This is a genomic window from uncultured Caldilinea sp. (assembly GCF_937128415.1).
In the GTDB taxonomy this organism is placed as follows: Bacteria; Chloroflexota; Anaerolineae; order Caldilineales; family Caldilineaceae; genus Caldilinea.
Genome location: NZ_CAKZMJ010000081.1, coordinates 48,026 through 61,112 on the forward strand (window position 1 = coordinate 48,026; position 13,087 = coordinate 61,112).

A 13,087-nucleotide genomic window follows, 5' to 3' on the forward strand; every position below is an offset into this window, starting at 1 on the left:
TCTGAACTACGGCGCTCCTTTCTGAATCATAGGCAACATGACAAACCCCGGATCGGGCGGCGTCGGCGTCGGCGTGACGCCGGGCGGCAGCGTCGGCGTCGGCGTCGGATAGATGATCGGCGCGTTCTCGCCGAAGACCAGGCCCAGCTTAAACGGCGTGAGGTCCGAGTTGCGGCTGCGCGCGTGATACCAGAGGTAGATGCTGCCGTCGGGATTGAGCACGGCGGAAGGATAGAAGACGCGGTTGAAGTCCCATGAACCGGCCGGCGAGCCTGTGACGAGAGGATTGTTGGGGTCTTTGGTCCATGTCTTGCCGCCGTCGGTGGACCAGGCGCGGCCGATGCCGGTGCGCGTCTGATCCAAATTGCTGCCCTGGTAGAACATCACCAGTGAACCGTCGTTCAGACGAATCACGGAGGGAGAGGCCACCTCGCCTTCATCCCATGCGCCGGGGCCACCGACGGACAGCACCGGCTCGGCGTGTTGCGCACCCGGTTTGATGTAGCGCGTCCAGGTGACGCCGTCATTGGAGTAGGCGTAGCCGATCTGGTTGCCCGAGAATGCGCCGCCGAACCCTGCATACCACATGTGGTACTTTCCATCGAACTTGAGCACGTCGGGCGAAAAGATGCTGTAGCCGTCGAAATCATCGGCATAACCGGAGGATTCAAACACAAGCCCCGCCTCATTGCCTTGGCTGTTGTATTTTTCCCAGTGAATACCGTCGGTCGAGGTGGCGTACCCGATGCCGAATCCGGAGAAATAGCTGGCGTACCCCGCATACCACATCTTCCAAATGCGCTCTTCCTTGTCGTAGATCACCGAAGGAGCGTTGATGCGCTCATAATCCCAGTAGCCAAAGCTCCCGCTGCGGATCACCGGATTGCCGACATAGCGCGACCAGGTGATGCCGTCTTTCGAGGTGGCGAATCCGATGTCCTTGCTGTTGCGGGTGAACGACGTGCCTGAATACCACATGCGATATTCGTCGTCGTTGCGGTCCGGCGTGTTTTTGTCGAAGTACATTACGTGCACGGCGTAGACGTTGAAATCGTCCCAGCTGCCCGGCGCGCCGTAAAAGAGGATCGGATTGCCGGCGTATTTCGTCCAATTGCCGGCCTCCATATTGGAAAGAGCGACGCCGAGCGGCGCGACGAGAAGCAGCAGCGTGATCGCAAGCGCAAGAAAGACGCGTTTCATGAAAGCCTCCAGAGCCCAACGATAGACGCAGCGGTCTGACGCCTGAAAATTCCTGCAAGTTGACGTCTGGAGATCACGCTATCACGTTCGCATGCCCTGCGTCAGCGTCAGTTTGTCTGAAAAATGCGATTACACTATGGGATGATTGACCGATGGACGCCATGGAGAAAAGCCGCTTCCTGTGCGCGACAAATTGCCAGCCTGGCGCACCCATGTTATCATTGAAGTTGTGCATTCATTCTGTCGACGAGGAGAGGTCGCATAGCCTGGTCGAGTGCGCCCGTCTCGAAAACGGGTAGGGCTAACCACCCTCGAGGGTTCAAATCCCTCCCTCTCCGCCACATCAAAGAAAAGGCTTCGGAGCTGTTTCCGAAGCCTTTCGTCTAAATAACTCCATTACGCAGAAGATGCTCGCTCTGAAATATCACCACAAAGGCGCGAAGACGCCAAGAAATACGCAAGGAATACGAGGATTTGCATCTTTTCCTCTCTTATGAGTGTCCTTTGCGCCTTGGCGTCTTTGTGGTGATTATGGCGGATTCCCTCGCCTGAACCCGGGTCGCCGGAATCCTTTCTGAAATTCCCTCCACTCCCTGAAAGGAGACATTTTCCGCGAAGGCGTCATCGAACTGCGCAACGTAAGCAAATAATCTGTTGCGCGACGCCGCTATGGAGCGGAGGATTCAACTGCGATGTTCGGCAAGTAGAGTCGCTGCACCTCTCCCTGCACGTAAAGCACAGGCGCTTCCAGGACGACGTCAGGCAAGGCGGCGGCTTCGATGCGAACCGTCGCCGTATAGACGCCGTCCTCCGGCGGCGTTTCGGAGAGCGCCACCGACAGCAGCTCCCGGTCCGCCTCGGAGACGCGCGTCAGCTGCAGCCAGGCGGCGTCGGTCGATGCACTCCATGCGAAGCCTGCGCGTTGCTCGCCCAGTTGCACCACACCTGTGACCACGGCGGTTTCAAAAAGCGAACCCAGATAGAAGCGGTCGGGCGTCAGCGACAGGGTGAGCCTGCTTTCCTGCGTAGGCTCGGCGGTCGGCGTCGGCGTTGCATCCGGCTCGGGCGTTGTTGTCGGTTCGGGCGTCGGCGTTTCCGGGCTGCTGATGCGCACGCAGCTCCCGAGCTCGATGCGGTCGAGGAAACTCCACATCTGCGAGCCTGCGCCGTCGTTGTAGACGTTGAAGTAAATGACGAGCGTCCGCCCCCGGTAGGCGCTGAGGTCGAAGACGCGCTCGCGCCACGTCTCGTCGCCTGCGGCGAAGCTGCGCGTCAGCCGCGCCACGAAGCCATAGTTGCTGTTGAGCAGCAGCGTCTCGCGATAGTCGGCGTTGTCGGCCGCGCCGTAGGTGCGCTCCATGTAGCGGAGCAGCACCGGCGTTTCGGCGTCGGCGGGAATGGTGATGCGCTGAAAGACCGTCGAGTAGGCGCGGCGGTTGGCGAAGCCCGTCGGAATGCCGAGCTGGACGGCGCGTGCGCCGCTGTAGACGGGGGTCGCCGTATAGCGCGCCGGGAAAGGCGTCGAGCCGAACTGCCAGCCGCCGCTGCCCTCAAAGTCGCCGTTGAGCAGGATGGAGGCGCAAGCATCAGGTCGGGTCGTCGGCGTCGCCGGAGGAGTGAGGGTGGGCGAGGGCGTCGCCGTGGGCGTCGGCGCACCAGGCGGGCCTTCCAATGTGTAGCCCGCCAGCTCCGCCACCGTCGCCAGCGCCACGCGGGCGATGCGCGCCACATAGTCGTAATCGACTTGCGTGGCAACGTCTCCGGTGGTGTGATAGTTTGGATTGCGGTCTCTAGGGAGGGCGTCGTCAAAGAAATTCTCAATGACCAGGAACGAGGCGTAGTCGTTGTCCCAGAAGGGCGAATGATCGGAGAAACGGCTGGCGGTTGTCGTTTTGCGCTCAAAGTTCAGGCCGAGGCCGTAGCGCCCGTTGCGCTCCAGAAAGTGGTCGGCCAGCGCGTTGGATTTGGGGCCGCGCCCGGTGTGGATTTCCACAACGCGGTCGCCGTCGCCGTCCCAGCCGATCATGTCGAGGTTAATGAAGCCGAGCACCTGTTCTCCGGCCCGACGCAATGCCCCTGCGTAGACTTTGCTGCCCCACTGCCCTTGCTCTTCGCCGGTGAAGTGGATGAAACGCACCGTCAGCGCAGGACGATAGGCGGCGAGCAGGCGTGCGATCACCAGCGTCGCCGCCGTGCCCGTGGCGTTGTCATCCGCTCCCGGCGCGCTGGAATACGGCGCGTTCGACATCGAATCGAGATGGCCGCCGACCAACAGCACGCGCTCCGGCTGCGTTGAACCGCGCACCTCGGCCACCACATTCCGCCCGCTGTATTGACCATAGCTCCAGGGAGCGTAGCGCACGTTCAATCCCAAACGTTGATAGTATTCATAGACAAATTGCTCTGCATCGCGCAGGCGGCCGGCGAACGTGTATCGCGTGTGAATGGTCACGGCGCCGCCGCCGACCGGCGCAGGCGTATGCCCACTGAGCTGGCTCACCAGGGTCTGAAGCTCCGCAGGCGTAACTTGAGCAAGCAAGGCGGCGACCGCCGGATCGATTGCAGTCGCCTGCGCAGCGGCGATGGCCGGCGGCGCCTCATCGACGTACAGTGGAGCCGCAGTCAACAAAGAGACGGGAACGCCTTGAGGCGGAAGGGTCTCCAGCAGCGTCAGCTCATGGTCTGCGTCCGTCGCCACAAGCAGGTGCGCCTCACTGCGCCACAGCAGACGGCCAACGCCGGCGGCCAGCTCTGCGGCGCGCGGGGCCGTCGCATCGGCGATGTAGTAGATGGCGCCGGCGGTGTCTGCATCGACGATCTGCACATCCAGGCCGGCGCTCGCCAGGAGAGCGGCGTCCTCCAGGCTGCCGCTGGCCACCCACCGGTCTGCAGACGGCGCATCCAGGCGGGCGTGCACGACCGTCGTCGGCGGCAACAGCGCAGGCGGGGTTTCACCCTCCGCCCGGATGAGGAAGAGCGCCGGGCCAAACGGAGCGGTGAGCAGAGCATCGTCCTGTCCATACGTGTTCGGGCTGCCGACCGTCGTTGTCGTCAAGACGACGAGCAAGAGGAAGATCAGGAGCCGTCTTGCGCTACGCGTGGGGTTTCGTCTGGAGGCGGTGTGCATGCGCCGTTTTCCCTTGAATGTCCTGCTGTTTTGAGATCGCTCGGCTTCTCCTCTTCTCTTGACGCAAAAACGGCTGAAAAGTAACGAACGGCGCCCGATCGGCGCTCAATCGCAAGGCAACTGCAAGGATGCAGGGTTGCAGAAAAATCGAAATCTCGTTAGGATCAGGCAGGAATTTGACCAGGGACGACAGCGCGCCGTGATCCTGACAACCCTTCGTTTGTTCGAAATGGATGCATGGGAATGAGTGAACTGGTGGGGCCGGGCCGTTTCGCCGTTGAGCGCCCTTTGCGCCACGCACTCGGCTTGTTGCTGTTGGCGGCGGCGATTGCGCTCCTGCCCTTGCCTGAACTGACCGGCCTCCTCCTGGCAGCCGGCGCCGTCGCGCTTGTCCTGCGCTGGCCCTGGCTGATCTGGCTGCCGCTTGCGGTGTTTGTGCCGTTCACAAGCGGCCTGCGCCTTGGCGTCGCCAGCGTCACCGACTTGCTGCTGGCGGCGGGAGTGGCGCTGTGGTTTTTCGACGGCGCGCGACGCCGCACGCTGTCCTTGCGCTGGTCGCCGGTGAGCAGCCTCGCCGGCGTCTTTGCTGCAACGCTCTTTGTTTCACTGTTTTTCGCCGTAGATTTAGGCGAAGGCGTGAGCGAAGTGATAAAATGGCTGCAATTGCCGGTGCTGTTGCTCGTTGCGCCGACGATGCTGACGGCGGAGCGAAGCAGATGGCTGGCGGCTGCGCTCGTTCTCGGCGCATGCGTGCAGGCAATTCTTGGACTTTATCAATTTATCTTTCAAGTCGGCCCCGAGCATTTCATCATTCTGGGCCGTTTTATGCGGGCCAGCGGCGCTTTTGACCAACCCAACCCGTTCGGCGGCTTTCTCGGCCTCGCCTTGCCGATGGCGCTGAGCCTGGCGATCTGGGCGTGGGGGGAGGCGGCGCGTTGCAAGGAGCAACGCTGGCGACAAATTGTCTGGGCGTTGTTTTACACCGCAGCCGCCGGCCTGATTGCACTCGGCGTGCTGGCGAGCTGGAGCCGCGGGGCGTGGTTTGGCGCTTTTGCAGGGGCATTGGCGGTGGCGGTGCTGCGCAGTCGCAGGGCGGCGCTGATCTCCGCCTTCAGCGCCTTGTTGCTGGCCATCTGGCTGGCGCTGGGCGCATTTTCCCCGGCGATGTTGCCGAAGCCGCTGACCGATCGCCTCGCCGATCTCCCTGCGTACTTTGGCCTGACCGATGTATTGGCGCAGCCGGTCACCGATGAAAACTTCGCCGTGGTGGAGCGCCTGGCGCACTGGGTGGCGGCGCAGCGCATGTGGGAGCGCTCGCCCTGGTTCGGCGTCGGCGCCGGCAATTACGCTGCGGTCTATCCCGAGGTGCGCCTGCCGCGCTGGGAGGATCCGCTCGGCCATGCACACAACATCTACCTGAACATGCTGGCCGAAACAGGACTGCTCGGATTCGCCGTCTTTTTGGCGCTGTGGGGCGCGGTCGTGGCGTGGAGCTGGCGGCGCTCCCGTGCTGTTTCACCGGTCGACAGCCAACAGCGTTGGCGGGCGGCGGTGGCGGTCGGCGTTTTGGGGTTGGTCGCCCATCTCGCAGTGCACAACCTGGTGGATAACCTCTTTGTGCGCGGCATTTTAGTGTATATTGGCCTTTGGTTGACGATTCTTCATACCGATTAGATTTTTTGGTTTCATGCCAGGTTTTATTCGAGGGCTTCCATTGAACGCATTGCATTCTCTTCCCCTCAGCGACTCCAATCGTCGCGAAGTCAAGCGCTTCATCAAGTTCGCCATGGTCGGAACCGCCGGCATGGTCACTCATATGACCCTTTTCAATATTTTGATGCTGGGGCTGCGTCTCGACCCGCGGCTAGCCAATGCGGTTGGCTTCGTTGCGGCCGTAGTGCAAAATTTCACCCTCAATCGACGCTGGACGTTTCCCGAAAGTCGCAGCCGCGAGGCGGGTCTTCAGCTCGGGCAGTTTGCCATCGTCAGCGTGATCGGCCTCATGATCAACTCCGCCGTCTTCTGGGCCGTCAGCCACGGGTTGGAAACATTTTGGGCGACGCTGATCGCCGATCCGACGCTGGCGCACGCCATCAACAACAACTTTGCGTTGGCGACGGCGATCGGCGTCGTGCTCTTCTGGAACTTCACTGCCAATCGCCTTTGGACCTTCCGCACGCGCGCGTGAGAGGTGGGTTTGACGGTCATTGCGGTCGATTACACCCCCGCAGTTCGTCAACAGGCAGGCATTGGGCGCATCGTACGCGGCCAGATCGAGGCGGTGGTCCGCCTGAATCCTGGCTATGATCTACGCCTTTTTGTCGCCGGGCCGGTGAACGCAGCGCAGCGCAGCGGGGCGCCCCTGCCGCTGCACGCCACTCCCATCAGCGAACGCAACCTGGTGCGCATCTGGCATCGGTTAGACATCGGCTTGCCGCGCGTGGAGTGGTTCACCGGCGGACCGCTCGACCTTTTTCACGCCACGGATTTCGTGCTTGCGCCGACGCGCGCGCGGCGCAAACTGTTGACCATCCACGATCTCGCCTTTCTGTTTTACCCGGACGCTGCACTGCCCAGCTTGCATCACTACCTGAATGTGGTCGTCCCGCGCAGCGTGCGCCGCGCCGATGGAATTATTGCGGATAGCCATCATACGGCGCGCGACCTGACCGAGCAGTGGGGCGTGCCGCCCGAACGCATTACGGTCGTGCAAGGCGGCGTCGATCACAGCCATTTTCGTCCCGTGCGCGACTTGCAACGACAGCGCCAGGTGCGCGAACGCTACGCCATCGGCGACCGCCCTTTTATTCTCGCCTTGAGTCGCCTCGAGCCGCGCAAGAATTTCACCAGGTTGATCGAGGCCTTCGCCCTGGCGAGAGCGGAGGCGAATCTCCCGCATCGGTTGGTGATCGCAGGGAGCAAAGGCTGGCTGTACGAGGCGATCTTTCGTCGCGTCGAGGAGCTGAGGCTGCGCGAGCATGTGCATTTCCCCGGTTTCATAGACGACACTGACCTGCCCGCCCTCTACAGCGCGGCTGAATTTTTCGCGTATCCATCGCTCTACGAGGGCTTCGGCCTACCCATCGTCGAGGCGCTGGCGTGCGGAACGCCGGTGCTGACAGGCGACAACTCCTGCCTGCCGGAGGCGGGCGGCCCCGGCGCGCTCTATGTCAAGGCGGAGGAGGTGCACAGCATCGCCGAGGGCTTGGTGCGCCTGGCGACGGACGAGGCGCTGCGCCGTCAGCTTCGCGAGGCCGGCCTTCAGCATGCCGCGCATTTCACCTGGGAGCGCAGCGCCCGGCGCTTGCTGGAAGCCTATGAACGTTTCCTGGCAATGTGATTGAAATTTGAGGAGAGATGAAGCTTGAGCACGCTTGAAAACCCGCTTGCGCCTCGTTCACCCGAAGAATCGGCGCTCACGATGACGATGTTCATGCAACCGGAGCATTCCAACAGCCTGGGCAACGTCCATGGCGGGGTGATTCTGAAGCTTTGCGACGAATGCGGCGGCATCATCGCCAGCCGCCATGCGCGACGGCCGGCCGTCACCGTGACCGTCGACCGCGTCACCTTTCTGCGTCCGGTGCTGTTGGGGCGGCTGGTGCTGGTGCATGGACGCATCACCTGGGTGGGGCGCACCAGCATCGAGGTGGAACTGCGCGTGGAGGCCGAGCATCTGTTGACCGGCGAGCGCGTGCACACCAACAGCGCCTACTTCGTCTATGTGGCCCTCGGCGATGACCGTCGCCCGACGCTGGTGCCGCCGCTGCTGCTGGAGACCGAAGAGGATCGCCGTCGCTTCGCCGAGGGCGAGGCGCGGCATCGACAGCGGCTGTTGGAAGCGGGACGCAGCGCATGAGCACAGCGCCGCCTCAACGCCCTGACGCCGGGTTGACATCCCTCGAGAGGCTGCTGCGCTGGCTGTGGCCGACTGCGTTGCTGTTGGCTTTCCTCGGCTACACAGGCCCTTGGGTCGATCACAAGGCGGCCGGCCTGGTGATCACAGGGCTGGATTTGGGCGAGTACGTCAAGTTCCTCGCGCCCATCCGCCGCGGCGAGCTGTCGCTCTGGCGCGAAGGATTCTATCTGCCGCTGCTGGCGATCAGCCTGACCGCCAGTTTGATCGCCTTTCGGGCGGAGCTGCGCTACGGTTGGCCGATGCGAGCGCTTCTGCTGGCGCTGGCGGTCGTGGCTGCGCTCAACCTTCTGCCGCCGGCCTGGACGCCTCAGCGCATGTTGACCGCAGAATTTCGGCAGCAGGCGGCGGCGCTGGCGGCCTCTCTGCTGGCGATGGCGTTCAGCCCGTTGTTGGCCTTGCTTCCACGCCGGATCGTCGGCCTCTTCATCGGGCTGTTGAGCATTGCGGCGGCGCTGCTTCCGATGCAGCAATTCTTCGCCGTCCTGCCCGCCATCAGCGCGCTCTACAATCGGCCCCAAGCGCCGGGCTGGGGCATGGTTCTCTGCGCGATCGGCCTGTGGACGTTGGCTGCGACGGCGCTGGGATGGACCTGGAAACGCACCATAAAATAGAGAGGAAGCATCGATGCTTTTCGGAATGATGAACAACCCGCGCGCACCGATCTTAACCGAGATCGAGCGCGCCGCCGCCATGGGATTTGACTTTCTGGACCTGACCGTCGAAGCGCCGGGTGCGGCGCCGGAATCGACCGACTGGCAGGCCGTGCGCGCCGCCCTGCACGATCGTGGGCTGCGCGTCGTCGTCCATGCGGCGCCCTATTTGCCTTTGAACAGCCCTTCGCCGCTGGTGCGGCAGGCGGCGCTCGATGAGCTGCGGCGCTGCATCGACGTCGCGCACATCGTGGGCGCTCCGTTTTGCACGACGCACTTCGTCGGCTGGCCGGAGTTTCTCACGGAGGAGATGGGCTATGAATATTACCGCCAGGCCTATCAGCTGCTGATCAAGCACGGCGCCGAGCAGGGCGTGCAGGTGACGCTGGAGAACAGCCCCAACAACAAGCATCAACTCAAATACTTCCGCGAAATTTTCTTCCGCCTGCCGGAGCTGAAGCTAACCTTTGACGTCGGTCACGGCAACATCAATACGGCGCGCAGCATGACGCGAGATTACATGTTTGCGCTGGCGGATCGCCTGGTGCACGTCAACATCAGCGACAACGACGGCTCCGCCGACGATCACCTGCCGTTCGGCGCGCCCAAGCAGGGAGGCATCAAATTAAAACATGAGCTGCAGGTCCTGCGCGACTTCCGCTTCGATGGCACGATGACGTTGGAAATCTTCGGCCATGAACGCTGGCTGGTGGCCAGCCGCGAGCTGGTGAAGGAGCGGCTGGCCGAGATCGGGGCGTGATTCGTATTCCGTGTTTCGCTGCGGCTAGCCGCCGTCGGCGGGGTCCTCCCACAGGCTGACGGGCGCCGGCGTCGGCGTGGGAAAGACAAACGTAGACGGCGGGTCGTTCCGCGTCGCTTCCACCGGGGTGGCCTCGGCAGGCGCCGTCTCTCCATCCATTTGCGCCGGCGCTTCCGGGGCCGTCAGGCTATCGAGATCGGTCTCAAAAACGACAGGCGTCGTGGGGCTGTTTGCTTCCGCAGCGAAGGTGACGCCCGGCGGCAAGGGCGGACAGGCCGTTGGATCTTTTCGATAGGATTCCGCCATGGCCGGCGCGCTCCAGATTCCTTCGACGACGGCGCGCACGCGCGCAGGGTCGGCGATGCGCAACACCGAGGCGCCTTCGGGCGTCGTGTAGTTCTGTAAGTCCTGCAGCGTCAACCCGCTGGCGCGCACGCTGCCCGGGTCAAGCTGGATGCCCCAGGTGAGGAGGTCGAGAATTTCCAGCGGGTTCAAGTCCGTGGAGATCATGTTCTGAAATGCGTTGTAGAGCGGGAAAAAATTGGCCAGCAAATTCGTGCGCAGCATCTGGTTGCGCAGCCCCCACAGAAACTCGCGCTGGCGTTGATTGCGGCCAATGTCGCTTTCTCGATAGCGCAGACGCACGAACCAGTAGGCCGACTCGCCGTCGAGCCACACGTCGCCTGCGGGCAATGCAAAATAGTCCCAACGGTTGGTGGTTAGGTTGAAAATCGGCTCGTAAAACGGACAATCCAGATGAACGGTGACCCCGCCGATCGCATCGACCAGGTCTACGAAGCCGTCCATGCGCACGCGCACATAGTGTTTGGTCGAAATGCCGAGCGTGTTAGCCAGCACCTGCGAAAGCAACGCCGGCCCCCCGCCTGGATTCATGTTTTCGCCAATATTGTCAACTTGATTGATGCGCCCCCATCCATAGCCGGGAATCTGCACGTAAAGATCGCGCGGGACGCTGAACACCGCCACCCGGTTGTTGGCGCGGTCGACGCCGACAATCATGATCGTGTCGGTGCGCCAGCTCGTCCACCCGGGTCGATGGTCGGTCCCGAGCAAGAGATAGTTCTCCGTCTGGCTCCAGTTGAAGGCAGGCCCAACCGGCGGATAGGCGGTCGAGAAGCGATCAGGCGCAGGCGGCCCCATCCACAACGCTCCGAGGCCCGCAGCGGCTGCGGTTTCGGAAGACAATGTGCGACTGACAGAAAAAGGGCGAATCGGAGGAGAAGGTGGATTGTAGCTGCGCGCCTCGACGCCGGGCAACGGTTTGTGGCTTCCGGTGATGTCCAGCGGCGGTTTGGGGAGGGCTTCCAGCGCCGCCTTCTGCACCCCGCGCGAGCCTTGAAACACACCGCTCGAGCATGACGTCAGCGCCAACGACAGCGCCAGCACAAGCGAAATGATCCGACTCCGGTCTGACAACATGCAAACCTGACTCCTGATGCAGATGAATCGGAAGAGCGCGCTGCTGTTCCATTCATATGCATACATAAAATATTTGAGCGTTTAGGAGCCCTCAGGCGGCTCTTAAACGCTCATTATACTATAACTTTGACGAAAATCGCCTAACCGGGCGAGCAGTCGATCGAGCCTGCGCCGCGGCCACCTTTGCATCTTTCGTCATCTGTCATGGACAGCGAAATTCGCCATCCTCTGTTTCGTTAAAGAGCGCAGGGCGTTCAAAGACCTTTTGCGCCGCTTCCGCGATCTTCGGCCAGTTGGGATACCACACCCACATTGCGCCGGCGTAACCCGCCCGGATCATGGATGGATCGTTGACCACGAAGCCGTGCACGTCCTCCTTCTGCAGCTCCATCGCCAGGCGCACCAGCTTCACAGCTTCGATCAGATTCAAATCTGTATAGACCGACCCTTGCAGCGCCTGATAGATGGCGGGAATGCGCGGCAGCAGGTTTTCGTTCTGAATCTGCGTGCGCACCGCCCAGATGAAGCGCTGCTGTCTGCGCTCCCGTTCAAGGTCGCCGCCGATGCGCCGGCTGCGCACGTAGCTGAGCGCCTGCCCACCGTTGAGACGATGCACGCCGACGTCCAGCGCCAGCGGCGCCCCGCCCTGGTCGTAGCCGTATGGGTCGTAGAGGGGGCAATCGATCTCGATCTCAAGGCCGCCCATGGCGTCGACCAGCTTCTTGACTGCATCAAATTCGACGCGCACGTAGTGATGGATCGGCACGCCGATCTTCTCCTCGATCACCTGCCCCAGCAATTTGGGGCCGCCGCCGTTCGGCTCGTCTCGCTCGCCGAGATAGTCGATCACGTTGATCTTGTTGCCGCGGCGTCCGGGTATCGCATCCACATAAATGTCGCGAGGCAGCGAGATGACGCCCACGCGCTTGTTGGCGCGATCGACGGCCACGATCATGATCACATCGGTGCGCCAGTTGGGCATGTTCGGGCGCCGATCGCTTCCCAACAGAAGAATATTGGTCGTCTTCAAGAGGGGGTTCGGATCGTCGACCGTGGCTGCGTCTGTTTCCGCCGCCTGCGCTTCTGCGGGTGAGGGTGGAGGCGACGACGGCGCCGATGAAGAGGAAGGCTGCGTCGTCGGCTGCGCGGGTTGCTCCACAGAGGTCAGCACAATGGCCGATGGGGCGTTTTCATGGGCAACGGATGGACTTCCAGGCGCTGCGCTGGCGGTGGCTCCTGAGCAGCCGGGGAGAAGACTCGCCACAAAACATAAGAGCAGAAAAATCGACAGAGATCGGCGCCACAGAAAATTGGGCTGAGCAGATCGATGCATCGTTCCGTCCTCGCTCAACGGTTGTGATTGAACAGGAATGTGGCCCTCCCCGTCGGGTATTACTTTACATCAAGAGCGCGCGTTGCGCAATACGTCGAATAACTGTTCGCATAGACGATAATGCCAGCGATGTCCCCGCCAGAATTCATCCAGAGTGCGATGGCCGGCGCGCTCATAGAGCAACGCCTGATGCACCATCTCCAGCGCATCGGCGTCGTGCACGAGACGCGCTTCCGGACTGGCGTCTTCAACATATTCCCGCCATAGGCTCGTATAGTCATTGGCGGCGGGCAGCGCTCCTACAATCATGGAGAACGCCTCGTTTTCGGCGCGACGTTTGACCTCCGCCCCGATCAACGTTGTGCTGCGTTTGGGGAGATCGGTCACGCGGCTTTCGGCGAGGTCGTGCAATACGGCGAGCGTCAGCGCGCGGCCCACATCCAGCGGACGCTCCAGCCCCTGCGCCTGCCAGTCGGCGTTGAGCGCATCCGCCAACGCCAGCGTGAGCAGTGCAACGCCGGTCGTGTGGTCGGCGATCGATTCGCAAGGGACGACGCCGTTGAGCAGCCATCCGGTGCGCGGCAGGCGTTTCAGCGCGCAGGCATGTTCAAGAACGGTCAACAGGGCCGGGATCGGTGGTCTGTCAGGTTCGTGCATG

11 protein-coding genes and 1 tRNA gene are annotated in these 13,087 nt (G+C 62.3%); 7 read left to right on the plus strand and 5 right to left on the minus strand.

The window, feature by feature from the left end; translation table 11 throughout:
• Positions 1-6: 6 nt before the first annotated feature.
• Positions 7-1,200 carry a hypothetical protein gene (locus Q0367_RS15145; RefSeq protein WP_297632775.1) on the minus strand — a complete coding sequence of 398 codons (1,194 nt, stop codon included), beginning with the start codon at positions 1,198-1,200 and terminating at the stop codon, positions 7-9.
• Positions 1,201-1,450: 250 nt separating this feature from the next.
• Between Q0367_RS15145 and Q0367_RS15150 the strand changes: the two genes are divergently transcribed.
• Positions 1,451-1,541, plus strand: a tRNA-Ser gene (locus Q0367_RS15150).
• A gap of 326 nt (positions 1,542-1,867) precedes the next feature.
• Here Q0367_RS15150 and Q0367_RS15155 read toward each other — a convergent pair.
• Positions 1,868-4,327 carry a M28 family metallopeptidase gene (locus Q0367_RS15155; RefSeq protein WP_298983240.1) on the minus strand — a complete coding sequence of 820 codons (2,460 nt, stop codon included), beginning with the start codon at positions 4,325-4,327 and terminating at the stop codon, positions 1,868-1,870.
• A gap of 243 nt (positions 4,328-4,570) precedes the next feature.
• On the opposite strand from Q0367_RS15155, the gene Q0367_RS15160 reads away from it, so the two are divergent.
• The 6 genes from Q0367_RS15160 to Q0367_RS15185 are packed head-to-tail and all read left to right on the plus strand — an operon-like array spanning position 4,571 to position 9,656.
• Positions 4,571-6,001 (plus strand): O-antigen ligase, encoded by a 1,431-nt coding sequence (locus Q0367_RS15160; protein ID WP_298983242.1) that lies wholly within the window; start codon positions 4,571-4,573, stop codon positions 5,999-6,001.
• Positions 6,002-6,041: 40 nt separating this feature from the next.
• Positions 6,042-6,515 carry a GtrA family protein gene (locus Q0367_RS15165; protein ID WP_297632784.1) on the plus strand — a complete coding sequence of 158 codons (474 nt, stop codon included), beginning with the start codon at positions 6,042-6,044 and terminating at the stop codon, positions 6,513-6,515.
• 9 nt (positions 6,516-6,524) lie between these two features.
• Entirely contained in the window at positions 6,525-7,667 is a 1,143-nt protein-coding gene (locus Q0367_RS15170) for a glycosyltransferase family 1 protein (RefSeq protein WP_298983244.1), read from the plus strand.
• Between the two features lie 24 nt (positions 7,668-7,691).
• Positions 7,692-8,186: an acyl-CoA thioesterase gene (locus Q0367_RS15175; RefSeq protein ID WP_297632790.1), complete on the plus strand. Its 495-nt coding sequence runs from the start codon at positions 7,692-7,694 to the stop codon at positions 8,184-8,186.
• Entirely contained in the window at positions 8,183-8,857 is a 675-nt protein-coding gene (locus Q0367_RS15180; protein WP_297632793.1) for a hypothetical protein, read from the plus strand. The genes Q0367_RS15175 and Q0367_RS15180 overlap by 4 nt, the downstream gene beginning before the upstream one ends.
• Before the next feature lie 13 nt (positions 8,858-8,870).
• Positions 8,871-9,656, plus strand: coding sequence for a sugar phosphate isomerase/epimerase (locus Q0367_RS15185; protein ID WP_298983247.1), 786 nt, complete (start codon positions 8,871-8,873; stop codon positions 9,654-9,656).
• Between the two features lie 24 nt (positions 9,657-9,680).
• Here Q0367_RS15185 and Q0367_RS15190 read toward each other — a convergent pair whose 3' ends face one another.
• The 3 genes from Q0367_RS15190 to Q0367_RS15200 form a co-directional block, all read right to left on the minus strand.
• Positions 9,681-11,096 carry an LCP family protein gene (locus Q0367_RS15190; protein WP_297632798.1) on the minus strand — a complete coding sequence of 472 codons (1,416 nt, stop codon included), beginning with the start codon at positions 11,094-11,096 and terminating at the stop codon, positions 9,681-9,683.
• A gap of 202 nt (positions 11,097-11,298) precedes the next feature.
• Positions 11,299-12,429: an LCP family protein gene (locus Q0367_RS15195; RefSeq protein ID WP_297632801.1), complete on the minus strand. Its 1,131-nt coding sequence runs from the start codon at positions 12,427-12,429 to the stop codon at positions 11,299-11,301.
• A 69-nt stretch (positions 12,430-12,498) separates the two neighbouring features.
• Positions 12,499-13,086: an HD family hydrolase gene (locus Q0367_RS15200; protein ID WP_297632804.1), complete on the minus strand. Its 588-nt coding sequence runs from the start codon at positions 13,084-13,086 to the stop codon at positions 12,499-12,501.
• Position 13,087: the final 1 nt, after the last annotated feature.

Excerpts from the sequence above, each read along its gene's own strand:
- Q0367_RS15145 (WP_297632775.1), bottom strand. The coding sequence starts at position 1,200 with ATGAAACGCGTCTTTCTTGCGCTTGCGATCACGCTGCTGCTTCTCGTC.
- Q0367_RS15155 (WP_298983240.1), bottom strand. The coding sequence starts at position 4,327 with ATGCACACCGCCTCCAGACGAAACCCCACGCGTAGCGCAAGACGGCTC.
- Q0367_RS15160 (WP_298983242.1), top strand. The coding sequence starts at position 4,571 with ATGAGTGAACTGGTGGGGCCGGGCCGTTTCGCCGTTGAGCGCCCTTTG.
- Q0367_RS15180 (WP_297632793.1), top strand. The coding sequence starts at position 8,183 with ATGAGCACAGCGCCGCCTCAACGCCCTGACGCCGGGTTGACATCCCTC.
- Q0367_RS15185 (WP_298983247.1), top strand. The coding sequence starts at position 8,871 with ATGCTTTTCGGAATGATGAACAACCCGCGCGCACCGATCTTAACCGAG.
- Q0367_RS15190 (WP_297632798.1), bottom strand. The coding sequence starts at position 11,096 with ATGTTGTCAGACCGGAGTCGGATCATTTCGCTTGTGCTGGCGCTGTCG.
- Q0367_RS15195 (WP_297632801.1), bottom strand. The coding sequence starts at position 12,429 with ATGCATCGATCTGCTCAGCCCAATTTTCTGTGGCGCCGATCTCTGTCG.
- Q0367_RS15200 (WP_297632804.1), bottom strand. The coding sequence starts at position 13,086 with ATGCACGAACCTGACAGACCACCGATCCCGGCCCTGTTGACCGTTCTT.